This is a genomic window from Chryseobacterium sp. PCH239 (genome assembly GCF_018924625.1).
Classification (GTDB): Bacteria; Bacteroidota; Bacteroidia; order Flavobacteriales; family Weeksellaceae; genus Chryseobacterium; species Chryseobacterium cucumeris.
Map to the genome: position 1 here is coordinate 1,297,646 of NZ_CP073027.1, position 19,435 is coordinate 1,317,080.

Annotated in this window: 20 protein-coding genes; 11 read left to right on the top strand and 9 right to left on the bottom strand. The window is 35.9% G+C overall.

Annotated elements, in window-relative coordinates; translation table 11 throughout:
* Nucleotides 1-25: 25 nt before the first annotated feature.
* On the top strand, nucleotides 26-1,480 hold the full coding sequence (locus KBP46_RS06020) for a sigma 54-interacting transcriptional regulator (protein ID WP_216444903.1): 1,455 nt from the start codon (nucleotides 26-28) through the stop codon (nucleotides 1,478-1,480).
* Nucleotides 1,481-1,551: 71 nt separating this feature from the next.
* Here the strand turns inward: KBP46_RS06020 and KBP46_RS06025 are convergent, their stop codons facing one another.
* Nucleotides 1,552-1,959, bottom strand: a complete 408-nt coding sequence (locus KBP46_RS06025; RefSeq protein ID WP_062670536.1) for a DUF4440 domain-containing protein — start codon at nucleotides 1,957-1,959, stop codon at nucleotides 1,552-1,554.
* The gene (locus KBP46_RS06030) at nucleotides 1,959-2,207 is read right to left on the bottom strand and encodes a hypothetical protein (RefSeq protein ID WP_062670538.1); all 249 of its coding nucleotides are present in this window, start codon (nucleotides 2,205-2,207) and stop codon (nucleotides 1,959-1,961) included. Before KBP46_RS06030 ends, KBP46_RS06025 begins: the two co-directional genes overlap by 1 nt.
* Before the next feature lie 162 nt (nucleotides 2,208-2,369).
* On the opposite strand from KBP46_RS06030, the gene KBP46_RS06035 reads away from it, so the two are divergent.
* The 7 genes from KBP46_RS06035 to arsB all read left to right on the top strand — a co-directional run bounded on the left by KBP46_RS06035 (nucleotide 2,370) and on the right by arsB (nucleotide 8,181).
* On the top strand, nucleotides 2,370-3,194 hold the full coding sequence (locus KBP46_RS06035; RefSeq protein ID WP_216444904.1) for a GyrI-like domain-containing protein: 825 nt from the start codon (nucleotides 2,370-2,372) through the stop codon (nucleotides 3,192-3,194).
* Nucleotides 3,195-3,263: 69 nt separating this feature from the next.
* A complete protein-coding gene (locus tag KBP46_RS06040; RefSeq protein ID WP_216444905.1) occupies nucleotides 3,264-4,385 on the top strand; it encodes an agmatine/peptidylarginine deiminase in 1,122 nt (373 codons plus the stop codon).
* A gap of 125 nt (nucleotides 4,386-4,510) precedes the next feature.
* On the top strand, nucleotides 4,511-5,452 hold the full coding sequence (locus KBP46_RS06045; protein WP_216444906.1) for a 3',5'-cyclic-nucleotide phosphodiesterase: 942 nt from the start codon (nucleotides 4,511-4,513) through the stop codon (nucleotides 5,450-5,452).
* A gap of 184 nt (nucleotides 5,453-5,636) precedes the next feature.
* Complete coding sequence (locus KBP46_RS06050) at nucleotides 5,637-5,966, top strand: helix-turn-helix transcriptional regulator (RefSeq protein ID WP_062670547.1); 330 nt, start codon at nucleotides 5,637-5,639, stop codon at nucleotides 5,964-5,966.
* Nucleotides 5,967-6,042: 76 nt separating this feature from the next.
* Nucleotides 6,043-6,516 carry a DUF6428 family protein gene (locus KBP46_RS06055; protein WP_062670549.1) on the top strand — a complete coding sequence of 158 codons (474 nt, stop codon included), beginning with the start codon at nucleotides 6,043-6,045 and terminating at the stop codon, nucleotides 6,514-6,516.
* 19 nt (nucleotides 6,517-6,535) lie between these two features.
* Entirely contained in the window at nucleotides 6,536-7,147 is a 612-nt protein-coding gene (locus tag KBP46_RS06060) for a low molecular weight phosphatase family protein (protein ID WP_062670551.1), read from the top strand.
* Nucleotides 7,148-7,149: 2 nt separating this feature from the next.
* A complete protein-coding gene (arsB, locus tag KBP46_RS06065; protein ID WP_123277869.1) occupies nucleotides 7,150-8,181 on the top strand; it encodes an ACR3 family arsenite efflux transporter in 1,032 nt (343 codons plus the stop codon).
* Between the two features lie 53 nt (nucleotides 8,182-8,234).
* Here the strand turns inward: arsB and KBP46_RS06070 are convergent, their stop codons facing one another.
* Both KBP46_RS06070 and KBP46_RS06075 read right to left on the bottom strand, forming a co-directional pair.
* Nucleotides 8,235-9,527: a hypothetical protein gene (locus KBP46_RS06070; protein ID WP_216444907.1), complete on the bottom strand. Its 1,293-nt coding sequence runs from the start codon at nucleotides 9,525-9,527 to the stop codon at nucleotides 8,235-8,237.
* Between the two features lie 621 nt (nucleotides 9,528-10,148).
* Complete coding sequence (locus KBP46_RS06075; RefSeq protein ID WP_216444908.1) at nucleotides 10,149-11,744, bottom strand: tail fiber domain-containing protein; 1,596 nt, start codon at nucleotides 11,742-11,744, stop codon at nucleotides 10,149-10,151.
* 375 nt (nucleotides 11,745-12,119) lie between these two features.
* Here KBP46_RS06075 and KBP46_RS06080 point away from each other — a divergent pair, with 375 nt between their 5' ends.
* Nucleotides 12,120-12,908, top strand: coding sequence for a PhzF family phenazine biosynthesis protein (locus KBP46_RS06080; RefSeq protein ID WP_216444909.1), 789 nt, complete (start codon nucleotides 12,120-12,122; stop codon nucleotides 12,906-12,908).
* A 135-nt stretch (nucleotides 12,909-13,043) separates the two neighbouring features.
* Here KBP46_RS06080 and KBP46_RS06085 read toward each other — a convergent pair whose 3' ends face one another.
* Nucleotides 13,044-13,496, bottom strand: a complete 453-nt coding sequence (locus KBP46_RS06085) for an Hsp20/alpha crystallin family protein (protein ID WP_062671580.1) — start codon at nucleotides 13,494-13,496, stop codon at nucleotides 13,044-13,046.
* A 196-nt stretch (nucleotides 13,497-13,692) separates the two neighbouring features.
* On the bottom strand, nucleotides 13,693-14,841 hold the full coding sequence (locus KBP46_RS06090; protein ID WP_253297223.1) for a cation:proton antiporter: 1,149 nt from the start codon (nucleotides 14,839-14,841) through the stop codon (nucleotides 13,693-13,695).
* 829 nt (nucleotides 14,842-15,670) lie between these two features.
* On the opposite strand from KBP46_RS06090, the gene KBP46_RS06095 reads away from it, so the two are divergent.
* Nucleotides 15,671-16,243, top strand: a complete 573-nt coding sequence (locus KBP46_RS06095) for a lysoplasmalogenase (RefSeq protein ID WP_253297282.1) — start codon at nucleotides 15,671-15,673, stop codon at nucleotides 16,241-16,243.
* 11 nt (nucleotides 16,244-16,254) lie between these two features.
* Nucleotides 16,255-17,235, top strand: coding sequence for a sterol desaturase family protein (locus tag KBP46_RS06100; RefSeq protein ID WP_216444911.1), 981 nt, complete (start codon nucleotides 16,255-16,257; stop codon nucleotides 17,233-17,235).
* A 213-nt stretch (nucleotides 17,236-17,448) separates the two neighbouring features.
* On the opposite strand, the gene KBP46_RS06105 is transcribed toward KBP46_RS06100, so the two are convergent.
* From KBP46_RS06105 to KBP46_RS06115, 3 genes are all read right to left on the bottom strand, one after another.
* On the bottom strand, nucleotides 17,449-18,309 hold the full coding sequence (locus KBP46_RS06105; protein WP_216444912.1) for a GLPGLI family protein: 861 nt from the start codon (nucleotides 18,307-18,309) through the stop codon (nucleotides 17,449-17,451).
* A complete protein-coding gene (locus tag KBP46_RS06110; protein ID WP_114821595.1) occupies nucleotides 18,303-18,482 on the bottom strand; it encodes a hypothetical protein in 180 nt (59 codons plus the stop codon). The genes KBP46_RS06105 and KBP46_RS06110 overlap by 7 nt, the downstream gene beginning before the upstream one ends.
* Nucleotides 18,483-19,087: 605 nt before the next feature.
* Nucleotides 19,088-19,312 carry a helix-turn-helix domain-containing protein gene (locus tag KBP46_RS06115; RefSeq protein ID WP_216444913.1) on the bottom strand — a complete coding sequence of 75 codons (225 nt, stop codon included), beginning with the start codon at nucleotides 19,310-19,312 and terminating at the stop codon, nucleotides 19,088-19,090.
* Nucleotides 19,313-19,435: the final 123 nt, after the last annotated feature.

Consider the following 19,435-nt stretch of genomic DNA (forward strand, 5'->3'; position numbering starts at 1 on the left):
ATCTGATAAATAGTATTACAAGACAATGAAAAACGATATTACATTCAAAGAATTAAAAAAATCCGGCTATACTCATAAAACAATTAATGAGGAAATCCAAGCCAATTTAATTGCAAGAATTAAAGTTAAAGAACCCGTATTTAAAGGACTTTGGGGGTATGAAGACACGGTAGTTCCACAATTGAAAAAAGCAATACTCGCCGGCCACCACATCAATTTATTGGGACTACGCGGCCAGGCAAAAACCAGAATTGCAAGAAGCATGGTTGATCTGCTTGATGAATATATGCCTATCGTAAAGGGATCAGAAATTAATGACAGTCCTTTTCATCCCATTTCAAAGTTTGCCAAAGATCTGCTTGCTGAATTAGGAGATGAAACTCCAATTTCGTGGGTACACCGTTCTCATCGTTTCTACGAAAAACTGGCTACTCCCGATGTGAATGTTGCAGATTTAATTGGTGATATAGACCCTATTAAAGCCGCTACCTTGAAACTACCCTATTCCGATGAACGTGTTTTACATTACGGAATGATTCCACGTGCCAACCGCTCTATTTTTGTTTTAAATGAATTGCCGGATCTGCAGGCCAGAATCCAGGTTTCCCTGTTTAATATTTTACAGGAAGGAGATATTCAGATCCGTGGATTCCAGCTGAGAATGCCGCTTGATATTCAGTTTGTTTTCACAGCCAATCCGGAAGACTATACCAACAGAGGAAGTATTGTAACCCCGCTGAAAGACAGGATCGGGTCTCAGATTTTCACCCATTATCCAAAAACTATCGCTCTTGCAAGACAGATTACAGAACAGGAAGCATTGATTTCTGCTGAAGATAAAGCACAGATCCAGATTCCTGATCTGGCGAAAGATCTCCTGGAAGAAGTTGCTTTTGCAGCCCGTATCAGCGAATATGTGGATGCGAAAAGTGGTGTCAGTGCCCGTCTTACCATCAGTGCTATGGAAAATTTAATGGCAGCAGCCAAATTACGTTTAATTGAATCCGGAGCAGAGAGAACTACTGTACGTCTGCTTGACTTCATGTCGATCATTCCATCAATCACAGGGAAAATCGAACTGGTGTATGAAGGTGAACAGGAAGGTGCTGATTACGTAGCCAAAATCTTAATTGATAAAGCCGTAATGACCCAATTTGAAAGCCTGTTCCCACGTATTTCAAAACTGGAAAAAGAAGGGATCAAAACACCGTACACTGACCTGATCAGGTGGTTCAACAAAAATCATTTAGAACTTAATTACAATGATACGGATGAAGAATTCTATGCTAAACTTGATAAGATAGAACCTCTGACAACTGTAGTTGAAGAAAATGCTTCCGAATTGAGCAAAGAAGATCAGAACTTCTGCAAAGAACTGGTGCTTTGGGCATTAACGATCAGCAATAAAATTGACAAATCTGAAAATCAGAATGCATTCACTTTCGATTCTCCCGGGATTGGCCAATTCTTACGTAACTAAAAATCAGTAAAATACTATAAAAGTAAAACCTTCAGTTCAGCTGAAGGTTTTTTATTTGTTTCTGAAAGACTTTATACCAGATTGTCATTTTTAAGCACAGCAGAACCGAAAGGATTGTCAACCAACCATAGCCACTCTCCTTCTTCATTTCTTTTCATGATACAGGAAGTATTGCCTGTCATATGAATAGAATGCCCATCTGGAGCAGTTCCCGTTATTTCCCACTGATCCTGCCACATAGCCAGATCATTTACAACAGTGATATGCGGAGTTTCACCCTGAATATCCAGTTTTAAGCGACAAATCTCATTCATTGCCCTTTCTATCTGCTCAGGTCCTCTCCATTCTCTTCCATCGCGGTCTATGTAGACTGCTTCAGGATGAAAACAGCTTAATGCTCCTTTTACATCTCCATTTCTGATGCAATACCGAAAATAGGCTACAGCACCAATTTCTGTTTTTCTGTTAAACTCCTGCATTACTTCACATTTCTGGAGTCCATTTCCCTTTTCAAGCCTTTCTTTCCTTTATTCCAGCTGTTGGCCACAAAAAAAGCAAGAAGTATCGGTAAGAAAGTAGTGAAACTGATCCCTTTGGTTATGGTACTATAAATAGAAATTCCAGCCAATACTCCCAGGATGATAGCATTCACAACATTTCTGGCTTCGATAGTTCTTTTTTTCTCTATCAGCTCCTGATCGGTTAATTCTGACAAATCTTTTTCCATATTGAATGTATTTTTGGTTTTTTTGTTTTAAAGCGGTAAAATTCTTTTTTTTAAAAAGCTATTTTTGCCGAAAGCTAAAATACGATATTGTCAAGATATTTTTTTTATTTCTTTTATTTGTAATTTATTTCATACCACCAGTTTCGGACAATTTCAATGCTTATGGAAGACAACCTGAATTGTATTTACAGAGTTATCAATTTCATGGAAAAGAATTATGATCAGCCTGTTTCTGTAAAGGAACTGGAAGACATTTCTCATTATTCTTACCGGAATATCCAGCGCATTTTCAAGTACAGCTTTGGGGAAACAATAGGTGCGTTCCAACAGAGGCTGAAGGTAGAAAATGCCTATAAACGGATTCTTTATACTCAGGAAAATCTCACCTCCATTGCCATTGAAGTGGGTTTTGCCAATATCGCTTCCTTTTCAAAAGCCTTTAAACAACATTTTGGAATTTCTCCTAAAGCTGCAAAACAAAGTAAGGAACAACTTCTTTGTGGAGATGCCATCATCCCTGTTATCTCAGAAGTCTTACTGGAACCCGAAATTGTATATCTGAAGCCTGTGCAGGTATTTTATCAGAGCATGAACACCTATTATAACAATGAAGAGATTGAAGTGCTGTGGGAAAAGTTCATGGAAAATGATTTCCCTGACTCCGGGATAGAATATTTTGGAGTTATAGCCGATGAACCATTAATAAAAACAGAAATCAACTGCCGCTATGATGCATGCTCATCCGTTCAGTCCGGAAATAAAAAGCTACCTTCAAAAGTGATATTCGGAGGTAAATATGCCCGCTTTACCCATCATGGAAGCTACGAAACAATAGACGACACGTATACGAAGATCTATTCACGCTGGATTTTCAATTCAGGTCTTGAGTTTTCACACACTCCTATCATTGAAAAGTATGAAAATCATGCTGAAAACGAAGATGATCAGGAAAAACAACTGACCTATATTTTATTACCTTTGAAGTAAGTTGTCAATTTGGGACAACTTTAAGAAAAACAATCGATCTAATTTTGCCCTGTTAAAAATAGATCAGTTATGCAAAAAAAGAAAATCATGTTCCCATTATTACCTCTTCTTCTATTATCCTGCTCATCAGCGGACTTAACAGAATTACCGGGTACGGTAAATCCGGAAACCATTGTTTACAAAATGCCTGAAGAATCAGCTCCCCATGAAGGAACCTGGCTTCAGTGGCCACATCAGTATCAATATGGAACTACCTACAGAAACCGTCTGGACGCCACCTGGGTAGCCATGACCAAAGAACTTGTACAAAGTGAAAAAGTTCACATTATTGCTTATGACGGTGCAGAAAAGAATCGTATTATAGGCCTGCTCAACAATGCTGGAGTTTCTCTCACCAATATCAACTTCAAAATTTATCCAACGGATGATTTCTGGGTAAGGGATAACGGTCCTATTTATGTAAAAGATCAGAACGGACAGTTATTCATTCAGGACTGGGGATTTAACGGCTGGGGAAACAAAGCCGATTACAGCAAATGTAACGTAATACCTTCAAAAATAGCAGCCGATACCAATATACCAAAAATCAATCTTAATTCAGTCATGATCAATGAAGGAGGAAGTGTGGAAATTGACGGAAACGGAGTGTTGATGGCTTGTAAAAGTTCTATTCTGAATAATAACAGAAATCCGGGAATGACGCAACAACAGGCAGAAGCCATATTTACTAAAAACCTCGGAGTAACCAAATTTATCTGGCTGAATGGAAAAGCCGGTCTGGATATCACAGACATGCACATCGATGGGTTTGCCCGATTTGCCAATTCATCTACCATTATCACAATGAATCCGGACGATCTTAACTACTGGCAGGTTCCCAATGGAGATATTGATAAACTGTATGATGCAACCACAAAAACCGGAGCTGCCTATCAGTTTGTAAAAGTACCTTTAACAAGAAATGATGTGATCACTACTTACGGAAAAAATGTGGGCCGCGCTTCATACATCAATTATTATATTGCCAATAACCGTGTATTGGTTCCTAATTATAATGACCCGAATGATGCGGTTGCCAACAACATCATCCAACAGCTCTATCCTGGTAAACAGGTAGTTGGAATCGATTGCCGTAATTTATTCGCCAATGGAGGAATGGTGCATTGTGTCACCCAGCAACAACCTCAATAAAATAATCGTAAGAATAAAGCCTACTCATTTCAGCAGGCTTTACTGATAGACGGCTTCAGTCGTCAAAAAATAGCGTAAATTTGCTCTGTCCATCCCGAAAAAGATGGTTTTCTATTATACGTATTATGAAAAAAACAGCACTTTCTTTATTGGTTCTTCTGAATATTGTTTGCCAGGCACAAAATTTTGATGTAATTCCCTTAGGAATATATGGTGGTGAGCAGGAAGACAATTTATCAGCCTATCTGGTAGGCGCTCCAAAAGACAATGCATTTCTCTGCCTGGATGCCGGTACCGTAAATGCCGGAATACGAAAAGCGATTGAACTGAAAAGTCTTGAAGGATCAGCAGAAACGGTTTTAAAAGATCAGATCAAAGGGTATTTTGTATCCCACGGTCATCTCGATCATTTGTCAGGGCTTATCATCAATTCTCCGGCTGATTCCAAGAAAGATATTTTCGCCATAGCTCCTGTGATTCAGATTTTACAGAATCATTACTTTATTACAGATACCTGGATCAATTTTGCAGATCAGGGACAAAAACCAATCCTTGGAAAATACCATTATAATGAACTCCAGGAAGGAACTGAGATTCCAGCGCCTAAAACACCTTTTTTTATAACAGGCTATGAACTGAGCCACGTAAATCCATATAAAAGCAGTGCCGCATTGGTAAGAAGAGAAAATCATTATCTGCTTTATCTTGGAGATACCGGTGCAGACCGTATAGAAAAATCTGACCGTCTGGATCAACTTTGGAATAGGACAGCTCCACTTGTTAAAAAAAGACAGCTCAACACAATATTAATTGAAGTTTCTTTCCCCAACAGTCAGCCAGAACATATGCTGTTCGGGCACCTTACTCCGAATCTGCTGATTGAGGAATTGAGCAAACTCAAAGAAAAGACAGGACAAAGCAGCCTTGAAGGCCTCAATATAGTAGTTACGCATAGAAAACCGACAGGTGATAATCCAGAACTTATCAAAAAAGAGCTACTGAAAAACAATCCTCTAAAGGTAAATTATATCTTCCCGGAACAAGGTAAAAAGATTAGTTTACTGTAACAACAAATCAAAAGATGAAGCGGAAAAAAGCTTCATCTTTTTTGATTTACAACTGTATCATTCATAACAAAACAATTTTAATATACTGAAATTCAACAATTTAATTTTATTTATCTGAAATTAATAAGTTTTTTCATGGTTATATTAATTTATCATCGTAATATTGCAATATAAAATTACAACAATGGGAGTTACTAAAACAGAAATTTATACTGACGAGCAAAATAAGCTGGCTTCTCTGCTTAAAGTTTTGGGACATCCGGCAAGAATCGCTATTTTACAGTATATCATTAATCAAAAAGCATGTATCTGTAATGATCTTGTTGAAGAACTTGGATTGGCTCAGGCTACCATTTCCCAACATTTAAAAGAGCTGAAGAATATTGGAATTATCAAAGGTTCCATTGAAGGAAAATCTGTATGCTACTGCATTAATGAAAGCAACTGGAAACAGTTTCAAAATGAATTCAACCTGTTTTTTAATCAGGATGTTAGTATAAAACAATGCTGTTAAGGCATTTTTTTGAACAAAAACATCGTAATATTGCAATATAACACTAGAAAATTATAACACTAAATTTTAATCTACTATGAGATTATCAGAAATTAAAGAAATTCTTTCTACCCTGGAAAATGTAGAATTTCAATTGGAAAACGGACATTTTGTTCCTGAACATTTCCATGTAACGGAAGTGGGACAGATTATTAAAAACTTCATCGATTGCGGCGGCGTAATCAGAAATGAAAAAGTGGTCAACTTCCAGCTCTGGGATGCCAACGATTATGAGCATCGTTTAAAACCTGGAAAACTGCTTCATATCATTCAGCTTTCTGAAGAAAGACTCGGGATAGAAGATAGCGAAATTGAAGTTGAATATCAGGGAGAAACCATTGGAAAATATGACCTTGAATTTAACGGGAAAAACTTCATCCTGAAAAACAAAACAACAGCCTGTCTTGCTCAGGAAGCCTGCGGAATTCCTTCCGAAAAACAAAAGAAAAACCTGTCTGAACTATCTGTAAACCCAACATCAGCCTGTACTCCGGGATCAGGATGCTGCTAATTAATTTTATTAAAATCTTATGTATAAGGAATTATTAAATACGATTCAATCTCTGAAATGGGAAAATACAGATAGCGATAGAAAAGAGGTTCTTGAACCATTGATCAGCTTTATCCAGCAAAAAGTGGATGATAAACAGGAAATCAACCTGAATTTTATCTGCACTCACAATTCAAGACGAAGCCATCTGGCACAGATATGGGCACAGGCAGCGGCTTCTTTCTTTACAATTCCGGAAGTCCGTTGCTATTCCGGAGGAACAGAAACAACGGCATTGTTTCCTAAGATCGCAGAAGTTTTAGCAGAACAAGGTTTTTCAGTTTTCAGCATTGCCGATACTACCAATCCTGTATATGCTGTAAAATATGATGATAACAGCCTTCCGATCATTGGCTTTTCTAAAAAATATGATAGTCCGTTCAATCCTGTATCCGGTTTTGCAGCGATTATGACCTGCTCGCAGGCAGATGGCGGATGTCCTTTTATTCCCGGTGCGGAAAAGAGAATTCCGATCACGTTTGAAGATCCTAAGGTTTCAGATCACACCCCGGAACAAACAGCTGTATATGCTGAAAGAAGCTTACAAATTGCAGCAGAAATGTTTTATGTTTTTTCTAAAATAAAAAGATAATCATGCAGCCCAGATTAAAATTTCTTGACCGTTATCTTACCTTATGGATCTTTATGGCTATGGGGATAGGGATTGCTTTGGGACATTTTTTCCCTGCTATTCCTGGTTTCATCAATTCTCAGTCTGTAGGAACTACCAATATTCCTCTGGCCATCGGACTCATTTTGATGATGTATCCGCCATTGGCCAAGGTTGACTATACTCTTCTGCCATTGGTTTTTAAAGATAAAAAAGTAATCAGCATTTCTTTATTGCTAAACTGGATTATTGGCCCGGTTTTGATGTTTGGTCTTGCGATCCTTTTTTTAAGGCATGAACCGGATTATATGTCAGGCTTAATACTCATTGGGCTGGCCAGATGTATCGCTATGGTTATTGTCTGGAATGATCTTGCCAAAGGTAACAGAGAATATGCAGCATTATTGGTGGCTTTAAACAGCATCTTTCAGGTGTTCACTTACAGTTTTCTGGTTTGGCTGTTTATCAATGTACTTCCTACTCAACTTGGTCTGGCAAGTTTTAATGTGAATGTTTCTATGAAAGACATTACAGAAAGTGTGCTCATCTATCTGGGAATTCCTTTTCTGGCAGGTTTTCTCACCCGATACTTTCTGATTCAATCAAAAGGTGCAGACTGGTACAACAGGAAATTTGTTCCTAAAATATCTCCTGTAACATTGTATGCTTTATTATTTACCATCGTACTGATGTTTAGCTTAAAAGGGTCTAAAATACTGGAGTTACCAATGGATGTCATTAAGGTAGCAATCCCATTGGTGATCTATTTTGTCTTGATGTTTTTTGTAAGTTTTATCATCAATAAAACATTAAAAATCCCTTATGATAAAAATGCATCTATAGCCTTTACCGCCACCGGAAATAATTTTGAACTGGCTATTGCTGTGGCCATCTCGGTCTTTGGCATTCATTCGCCGCAGGCATTTGTAGGGGTGATTGGTCCATTGGTAGAGGTTCCTGTGTTAATACTCTTGGTAAAAGCCAGTTTATTCTTGAAAAAGAAATGGTATCATTAATTTCATTACAAAATAAGAAGCATCACCTAAATAGTGATGCTTTTTTATGGATATCAGTTCTTAATCAATTTATAATTTCCATTGTTTTCATCTTTAGCTATGGTATAGCCGTCTGTCAGTTCGAGAATCCACCCATCTCCTGATACTTTTTTATTTTCAGTTTTCACTGGATTTGATATTGAAATTTTATCCCAGTTGGGGCTCATCAATGCTCCGGTTTCAACCGTAAGAATACCCCACAAATCAGTAATCCGGATATTGGGATATACTGTCCCTAGATCTTCTACAGGCATAATATTTCTCGGATCAAAGGAAACATTCATTTTTTCAAATTTGATTTCAAAGTGAGGCTGTTGAATAAATTTCAGTTTGTATTCGGCAATACGCTTTTTTGTTTGTTCTTCTCTATCGATTTCCTGCTTTATAATTGATGTACCATTATAATTGTCAGAAAGCTTTTCAACTGCTTTTTGCAGGTCAGTCTGAATCCGTATATCGAATGCTTTAATGAAATAACCGGTCAGGTCTGTTTTTGAATCAATTTTTTTGTTCCAGTCCGGATCTTTATGATACAGCAGATACCCATAAACAGGTGTGGTGTAATAAGCAAATGAACGTACAAATGTGGGATTTTTCATAAAACCTTCTATGCCATTTAAAAAATATGATCTTGTCTGATCTTTATTTCTGCCACTCACAATGAGCCCTGTAAACTCAGCAATTCCCTCATTCAGTTCCAGCAGGTTTTCTGTAGTTTCTGAACCTTTGTAAAGTGTATTCCTGTATTTCCTAAAGATCAATGCATTGGTGAGATGCCGCTTTATTTCTTTTTCTGAATTTGAGCGGACTGCCTGCTTTAGCGCTTCCAATTCGAGACGAAGGTAAATTCTGCCCTCTTTCTGATCCAGATGGTTATTTTCTGCATTGTTAAGACTAAACCCCAATGAAGGCTGAATGCGGTGAAAAGACTCATGAGCCAAAAGATTAATCCTGTTTTCTTTATTTTGAGAAAGCGGGAGCATGATCATTGCCCATCTTTTTCCACCCCAATTGATAGCGGTATTTGCAATATTGACTGTGGCAGGTAAAACTCCAGAATAGAGAGTACCATTATGTTTCAGTATTCCCTCCGAATCTGGCTCGCTGGCAAAAAACTCTCTGGTTTTCGGATCGATTAAAATCATAGGACCATATAAATCTTTGTTCCAAAGTCCGATATTCTTTTTCGAAGCTGTCTTCAGCTCATCGAAATAAACAGAAATTGTATCAGGGGGGATAGATTGTTTTTGTGCTTTTACACCTAATACAAACAAGAGAAAGAATGCTGTTAGAACAGTCTGCTTCATGGTTAAATTCTTTGTGGTTAATGTTTTCCTGTGAAAATACATCGTTGCACCTTAGAGTTATATATCCTTAGTGCAAATTATATACTTTAAGAAGCTAATATAATGAATTACAGTAATGAAGAACAATGACAACCATCAAAAATAATCTCCCATAAGCGAACCTTTCGGGACAGTGAATGAGCAATTATCCGATCCCTATACCAATCACATGGCAGAAAGTGGACTTATTATATTGGCCTTTTGATCTATCATATACCGGGAAAATTAGTGAGAATACGAAAGAGTTAATAATCATTCCTGACGCTGTACATAGATCTTTACGACAAAACAGACATTGTTCCTTTCGATAAGCTGTATGTTTTTTTAAGAAACCTGAAATAAGATTATTAGTAAAACCAGATTCATTAATACAAAAGCCCGCTATCTGCAGGCTTTTGCGACGTATGGGAAAATAAAAAATTTGGGAATTTCAAACCCTAAATCGCGGAATATTTTAATAAAAGCCGAGGGAATGCTTTATTAAAATAGTTTTCCAAAAGGATAAGGTATTTTCTTTTTACTGTGTGTGTTCTTAGAATCGGAAATGCAATAACTTTAAGTCCAAAATATTGTACCTGTTTATTACAATCCCAGTTTCTTTTTGATGGCTTCCATTTCTGTTTCCATCTTTTTGATCTTAGTTTTCTGCTCTTCTATTTCAGCCTGCTGATCCTGAATAGCTTTTGTAAGGGCAGGAACAAGTGAAGCATAGTCAACAGCCCAGGCCTCTCTGGTATCATCTTTTGGTTTAAAGACGGCTTCAGGAATTAGTTTATAAAGATCCTGTGCCAGAAATCCTATTTTATGCTGAGTCTTCTGTGCCGGATTCACAGCTGGTTTACCTTCTTTAATCTGATTATTGGCAGACAGCTCGTATTGTTTCGGCTGCAATGCCAAAATGGTACTAAGACCATATCCTATTTCTTTAACCTGAGTTTTTAAACGCATATCCGAAGTATTGACAAAACCACCTGCAGCACTCACCAACCCGTTACCGTCAATCGTCACTTTTGTGCTTCCGTTATAACTATATTTGAAACCTTCCGCCCCAAGATAAATCTGGGTTACAGACCCATTCAGTGTGTTGTATCCGCTTAAATCAAGGTGTCCTTTGGTGGCCGCCACTTTATTTCCTCCAATACCGCTAACTTCGGGTCTGTTCATATTGATATCTCCATTACCATCAATATCAAGCATACTGTTAACGCTGTTACCATAATAGTATCTAAGACCTGTAGTACCAAGCGTTACCTGGGCAAATGCAGGATTATTGCTGTTTCCCTTTAAGGTAAGAAGACCATTGAAAGCATTCACAGAATTACCGGCAGCCCCAAAAGCTGTAATATCACCGTTTCCATTGAAGTTAAGCTTTCTGTCCCCATTAAAAAGATAATCGCCTCCATTGGCCTGGCTGAGTTTCAACTGGGCAACATTATTATTTCCCGCGATCGTCAGCGCTCCTCCTATATTGTTTATGACTCCTGCATTAGCTCCACCTTCTATTGTTTTCGTGGAAGAGTTCAGGAACATATCCATAGAACTTCCCACATCATTAGTGAGCCTTAGAAGAGCGGAAGCATTAGTCCCGGAATTCGTGTTGCTGATGGATGTAAGTCCTGCACCATCTACATTGCTCCTGAAATACAAGGCTTTATCTAAATAATCAATCGCTGTATTCTGTAAAAGTGTACCGCCAAGCCTCACATCCTGCCCTATGGCTGTAAGCCCGTTGCTTGCCGTTACATTTGCACTTCCTGAAATATCCCATGTAGAAGCAGCTCCCGTAAGACCTGTACTGATCAGCTGAAGGCTCTGGTTAGGACCTATTGCCATACTTGCATTACCATTAATTGTTTCTGAAGCTGAAGGATTTATTGTAATGGTAAAAGCGGTATTATTTCTGATCGTATACATACGGCCTTTGAAATTACCTGCACCGGATATTGCTGTCGGTAAGGTAAAAACAGCATTGCCCGTTCCGTTATACGAGATATGAAAATCCGCAGAAGACAGTGTATACGCTGCGGCAGTAACAGTGCTGTATTTTGCAGCTAATGATCCGTTCACGTCCAGTGTTGAACCTGGTTGAGCTGTATTGATTCCGACACTTTGAGCAGACACAATACCGTAAGAGAGCAAAGCCACTGCTACTGATAATGTAGTAAAGTTTTTAAACATTATTATTTGATTATGAGTTATTAATGAAGTGAAGAAATCTTAGGAAAACAATTGCAGATTCAGAGTCTTTTCAAAAGATTGAAGACTTCAGCCATGGGTATTCCCGAAAGACTTGAATGAAGAAAATTATGATTATATTTTTTCACTGTTTCCCGTTTTTATTTAGTACAAAACTAAATTTTCCGAAAGCTTTTCCTGAAAAACATCTGTAAGAAAATTGCCACCCGGATGTGGAAAAATTATTACAAAACAGGACCATAAAAACTCATTATTTATTTGTATAAAAATAGAATCTGAAATAATTTTTTCAGGAATATCGGAGAACTTCCTGATGAAAATGGATTATCTTTATAGTTTACAAAATTTTTACAACCTATGAAGTTAGAATTATATCAGATAGATGCTTTTACAGAATCTGTTTTCCATGGAAATCCGGCATGTGTTGTTCCATTAAAAACCTGGTTACCCGATGAAACCCTTTTAAAAATAGCCCGTGAAAATGCAGTAGCAGAAACCGCTTTCTTTATTGACAATGGAGATCGTGTTCATCTGAGATGGTTTACCCCTGAAATAGAGATGGATTTATGTGGACATGCTACCCTAGCTACCGCTCATTGTCTTGTTTCCATCCTCAATTATCAGCGTGATAGAATCATTTTTGAAACAAAAAGTGGTGACCTGACAGTAGATGTAAAAGATGGAGTTTATTATATGGATTTTCCTTCCAGAATTCCCGAAGCCTCTACTCTTCCGGAAATCATATCCAGGTCACTTAATATACAGCCTAAGGAAGTTTTCAAAGCAAGAGATTATGTTCTGGTATACGATTCTGAAGAAGATGTAAAAAATATCAACATTGAAAGATCCGTTTTTGACCTTATCAACCTGGACCCGGGCGGTGTTATCGTGACATCAGCAGGCACTGACAGTGATTTTGTATCAAGATACTTTACCCCGCAGTCTTCTATTCTTGAAGATCCTGTTACAGGCTCTGCACACTGTTCACTGATTCCCTTCTGGTCATCAAGATTAGGGAAGGATAAGCTTTTTGCCCGCCAGATCTCTGAAAGAGGCGGCCAGCTCTATTGTGAAAATAAAAATGAAAGAGTAATTGTGGCAGGGAAAGCCCAAACGTATTCTGCAGGGCATTTTTGGATAGAATAGATTTTCTGGCAGTCACAGTATATGCTACAATTAAAGACCGTGAATCATTCGATTCAAAGATTTAAGTTAATCTGCCCTTTTAAAAATTATAAAAAAATTGGCTACTTTTTAGTAGCCAATTTTTTTATAATTTTTCTATGATATTTCAATCATTCTTGGAGGTTTCTGCTTCGCATCTTCTTTTTTCGGGATGGTTAACATTAAAAGGCCATTTTCATATTTTGCATTAATGTTATCCTGATCCACCACATCTTTCGGAAGCTCGAAACTTCTCTGGAAGGATTGGTAACTGAACTCTCTTCGTGTGAAATTGTCATCTTTTGACTCTTTACGATCTTCCTTCGTTGATGAAATAGTAAGCAGGTTACCATCCAGCCTGATCTGAAAATCATTTTTATTCATACCTGGTGCTGCGACCTGAACTTCGTAAGCATCTCCATTCTCCTTTATATTTACCGATGGTACGGTAGTACTGGTAGATGAGTAATTGTTATTGCCCCAGTTAAAAAGTTCACGACCAAAAAAATCATCAAAGACATTTGAAAAGCCCAGGTTGCTGTTTCCGTTTCTTCTTATTAGATTATTCATTGTAATCATTTTTAATTAAGTTTAACAATCATTAAAAACACGTCAGCTGGCCAGCTGTACATCAAAAATTACAAAAAAAATACCATTTGATTAAGTGTGAAATTTTTTCCGGTTTTCTGTCATTTTTTCAGCACCACTGACACAAAATCATGGTACTGAGAACATTCGCCATCCGTATGTTTTTTTATTCTTTATTCTAAATACAATTTTTTTTACGAAACCTGAAAAATGTACCGCAACTTATCCATATTGTGGACAATAAAAGGGATAAGCAGGTAATACCCAGCCCGGCTTTATAGAGATCGTACTCTACCATACCGGTTTTGTAAGCAATCGAAATAGCCAGTATTCCAAATTCACCTGTTTGAGAAAGTAAAGCACCTCCATAAAAACTATCCTGCCATTTAAAATTCAGCATTCTGAAAAAGAGAGCCGACATAATACTGTTGCTTATCAGTACAATTAAAGTTCCTATCGTGATAAGCTTATAATTGGATAACAGATAATTGATGTCCAGCCGTAAACCAATGGATACAAAAAACAGTGCCACAAAGAAAACCTTAAATGGAAGAAGAGAATGTTCCAGCCATCGAAATGCCTGAATTTTTCCGACTAAGACCCCTGCAATAAAACTTCCCAGTGCCGCACTCATTCCGACCGTTTCTGCTATAAGACCAAAGCCGAGACAGATCAGTAAGCCGGAAAATACCTGAAGCTCATGGTCATTTTCAAGGAATGTACTTGACAATTTGATTTCCTTCAGATGTCTGATTTTCCGGAATATCAAAAAAATGCCAAGACATATGGCAATGGGAAGCATCATATTCCATATACTGAAATCTTTGCTATTCCAGAATTTCAACACAGTGAGCACCGGAGCCAGAAGAAGATCCTGTAATAACAAAATATTGAGGATAATAATTCCAAAGGCAGTATGCAGGGTTCCATGCTTCTTCAGAAACTCAACTACAACTGCAGTACTATTGAACATAAACAGAATGGCGATGAGGAGCACACTTTCAAGATTCAGATGGAGTAACTTACCCACAAAATACGCAAATATAAAACTTAAGAGTATTTTCATCCCCTGAGCCAATAAGGGCTTAATGATAAGGCTCTTTTTATTGGGAATATTAATTTCCACCCCGATAAAAAACATCAGCAGTAATATTCCTATTTCGCCAATCGTTTCTATTTCTTCCGGTTTGTTAAATAGCTTTAGTACATAAGGACCTAATAACACCCCGGCAATAATATAGGCAATAAGATAGGGCTGATTAAATTTCTTCAGTAAAAACATCAGTCCTAAGATGGTCATACACAAAATACATACAGTCCAAAGCATATTGATAACGTTTTAGATTGAGATAATTTCGTTTTTTAATATGAGTTATGATCTGTTGTCTTATTATTGAATGTGACGTTGGATTTCCTCAGCTTTCCTATTGCAAGGCTATTGTACCCAATATTACCCTTCTGATAAACCATTAATCCAACTCTACTGTTTTTAATTTGGAAAAAATAAAGACGGGCGCCATCTTTATTGTATATGGCTTCTTTAGAAAAAAAGCTACCATATTCTACATTGAACTCCAGTAAAAAATTTTCATTGATTATCATAACAAATTCATAATAATAAACTCTAACTTATTACATGTTCTGGTTATTAGTTATTTTCAAACCTGAATACAAAATCCAGACCAAGCTACCCGGAGATATAGCTGACTGGAAATCTAGCAATAATTTTTAATTTCTGAATCCTTTCTTGAGATCATTGCTTTTGATAGTCGTCATACAATCCTAAATTTCAAGGATAAAGAATTTTCCAAAAAATTCGAAAATTACTTTGGAAAAGATGTAATTAAACTGCATAAACTTAAATAATACTTCTAATAATAGTCGATTTCTAAAATATAAAATAAACTAAAGTGTGATGCATTGTATTTTTATATATCAAAGGTATTTTATCTTCATTTTATTTGTAATTTAACAATCTTAGCTAAGTATCACATATAGAACAACTTGGTACAAACCTGAGATATATCCATGTTGTAACAAGTAAAAAGATAATTAAAAAATTGCAATAAAATAATACCATGATAAAATCTTTCAATATCAAATTGTTATTAGTCCTTCTGTCCATTGTTTTTGCATTTGATTTAGTATTTATTGCTATGGATCATAGTTCCTGGCGGTTTTTTACCAAGCCACTGTTGTTACCTGTTATTATCTGGTTTTATTTTACTTATTCTAAGCAAAACATATGTCGGATCAACCAATGGTTTTTATCTGGATTAATTTTAAGCTTTTTGGGTGATGTGTTTTTGTTATTTGGATGGGGATTTATGCCCGGTTTGGGAAGCTTTTTATTGGCTCATATTTGTTACATAGCTTATTTTTTTAAGATTAAAAAGAAAAATGCATGGAGTTGGCTTTCCTTTGTTTTGCTTTATTTAGGTTCATTTATTTACTATATATATCCTTATTTAAACGAAATGAAGATACCCGTGTTAATTTACGGAATTACCATTGCTACGATGCTGTATTTTAGTATCAGAACTTATTCTTTATTATTAATCCTGGGAGCTGTTTTGTTTGTAATATCAGATTCCGTATTGGCCATTAATATATTCGTACAGCGCAGTATTGGGAAAGAACTTGTTGTGATGATTACTTATGTTTTAGCCCAATTGATGTTGGTGCTGGGAGTGGTTGGTCTTGAAAAAAAGAACAGAATTATCCGATAAAATCAAGACTTATGAAAAGAAAAGATAGCCGGTTTTTTCATAATATTGCTCTATTCTGTCCATTGGATTTTACTGATCCTGTTACTTATTTTATTCCTGTGTTTATCTTGTTGATAGTAGGGGAAATATTTTTGTATCAGATTCCTCAAAAAGTATTCACAAAAAGACTCATCAAAGATAATGTATCGAGTATCGGATTGGGGATAGGGGCAGTAATGTTAGACTTTGGGATGAAAGCTATTTCAATATCCTACTTTTTTTGGATTTACAATCATTTTAGACTTACTGATATTTTCGGGATCAAAGATTTCAATAAATTCTTCACTTTACAATGGCATGCAGATCACTGGTGGCTTTGGTTATTGGTTATGATTGTTCAGGATTTTGGCTTTTACTGGCATCATCGGTTGAGTCATAAAATCAGATTGTTCTGGACAGGTCATGTCAATCATCATTCGGCTACTCATTTGAGTCTTGCTATTGCATTGCGTCAGGGATGGTTTGAAATTATATATCGGGACATTTGGTATATCCCTTTTATCATTATTGGTTTTCATCCTATTATGATGGCTATGATGCATCAGTTTAACCTGATTTTTCAATTTTGGCCGCATACCAATGCTATTGGAAAATTAGGGTGGTTCGATAAAGTATTCAATTCTCCATCCAACCATCGGGTGCATCATTCCCGAAAAATTGAGGATTTAGATAATAATTATGGGGGCATTCTGATGATTTGGGATCATCTTTTCGGCACATACAAAGCGGAAGAAAAGAAAACAACGGATTACGGAATCTATCATAACATTCATACTTATAATGTTTTTCATATCGTCTTTGATGAGTTTGGAAATATGATAAAGGATGTCCGGAATGCACCTTCATGGAAAGCGAAATTGGGGTATATATTCAATGCTCCGGGCTGGCATCATCATGATAAAGATGAACGGATTTCTACTTTGAAGCGGGAATTAGAAGAAAAAATGAATTGATGGTTGTCTTACATGAAAAGTGTAAATTACTGATAAAAACTCTTTATTAATTCAGAAATAAACATCAACCTTCTACGACTTGTTAGACAAAGTAATTCCCTCAACAATTAAGTTCCAGACACTTTTTTAGCAGCTTTTAAATGCTTAAAATATACTTGAATTTATGTATAATGCTTTCCTGGTTAAAAAAAGTGTTAAGAAAATAAATTTTCATTACTCTAATTCAATAGGATTATATGGTAGTGGGTCTGATTTAACAGATATCTGACTACCATCTTCATTGTAGGCTTTACCATGAAAAAAGCCAGGATTATCATTGTAGTTTTGCAATACTTTTCTAAATTGCTCTCTTGTTACTGTTAATATTCTTTTTTCGTTCCTCAGATAGATTCTGTTAGGCTTTTTATCCATTGCTATTACAGTAAAATGGAAATTACTTTTACTATCCTCAATTTCTAAAATTAGACCAGGTAAATTTTGAAAAACATACGGTCCATTATTAATTGGGATTTCTTTAGAATACCAAGCTGTGTATTTTCTACCTCTATATTTAGTTGTGGCTTTATTACATAAATAACCCAATATATCTTTTGTCTCATTTTCGAGCTTCCATTCTATTGCTGGCTGGTTCTCTTCGTATTGATAAGTTACATTTGCTCTATCCTGTACGATAACTTTATTTACTGAAAAATCTTTAACTAAAACATTTTTCCACTTATCAGGTAAATTAAGTGTTTGGTTTAATTCTTTAGCTCCTAGTTTTTCTAAATGACTAAAACTTAACATTAAAGAATCCTTTCGTAAGGAATTAAAATCTGAAAACCTTGAAAAATTCTTTCCTATTTGAAGTAAGCATATTGTTTCTAACTTCTTTTTTTTAGAGTCTTTTACAAATTCTAATTTGTAATAAATATTTTGATAACTACTGTCTATAATTTTTTCTTCATAGGAATCAGGTTTCATAGAGAAATTACCTGTTACAGTAATTTGAGCATTTGAAAAGAATCCAATCACTAAAAAAAATAACCGTAAGAAATTACGGGTATTGGTAATTATTCCGATTTTTTTTAGCATTTCACATCATTAAAGTATTCTGCTGCTTCTTGTAATTCTGCCCAGTTACTATAATTATCCGTGCATAAAGAATAAGAAGCTCCACAAGGAGCAGTAACACCAACCCATTGACTACAAGTTCCTCCTGTTACTTTTTTAAGATCATTTCGAGATAATTTTTTTAATTTTTTCATTTTTGTATTATTTTAAATTCGATAGCTAATATAACAATATAAATCATTCTAAAGAGAAAAATTTTACTATGTTAAGCAGTTGTTAATAAATAACTTATACCAACTTGTGCATTGTTACGATTTACAAATATGTGATTTAAATTATTGATAGAATTTTGGTTTTATTCAGAATGTGAAGACCCATTTCAATACCTGAACCAGCTTTTTATATGTAGTTTAACTACCTATATGAACAACAAGCCTCTCCCTTTGCCGACCGGAAATCAAGCAATTTAGGACATAAAAAAAGAGACGTTTAAAAATAAACGTCTCCCTAAGCGGAGAGTGAGGGATTCGAACTTGGCAACAAAAACTATCTGAATATGGGATAATTAAAATAAAATCCAGACAACTGCCACGAATTTGCCACTACTCTATATTATAATCTGCAAAATCTTGGATCTTGACTAAAGTACTCTTAGTTTCCAATTACAAATATAAAAATTCTATTAATAATGTATAATTTAAAATATATTCTTTCCAAAATGCTCTCACCGTATTTACAAAAACACCAATTGTCTCCGGTATTTTAGTTATCTATGACCTTCTACACGAGAGTAATTTTCTTACTTTAATTTAAAATCAAATAGATCCTGTGGATGCACATCCAGTCCTTTGGCTAACTCTTGAATTGTAGAGATTCTAAGATCTACTTCTCCTTTTTCTATTTTGCTAATATTGCTATGATCTACATCACATTTTTGCGCCAACTCTCTATAACTCAAATTCATCTTTTTCCTGAACATCTCAACTCTTTTACCAAATGCAATTCTAAATTCTAATTTATCCATCTCGGTCAACTTTGAATGCACAAAATGATGAGATTTAAATAAATTATTGTAGTTGAATTAACCTACATAAAGAAAAATGTTTTATATTTGCTAAATAGTTACAATAAAGGTAACTTTGCAATA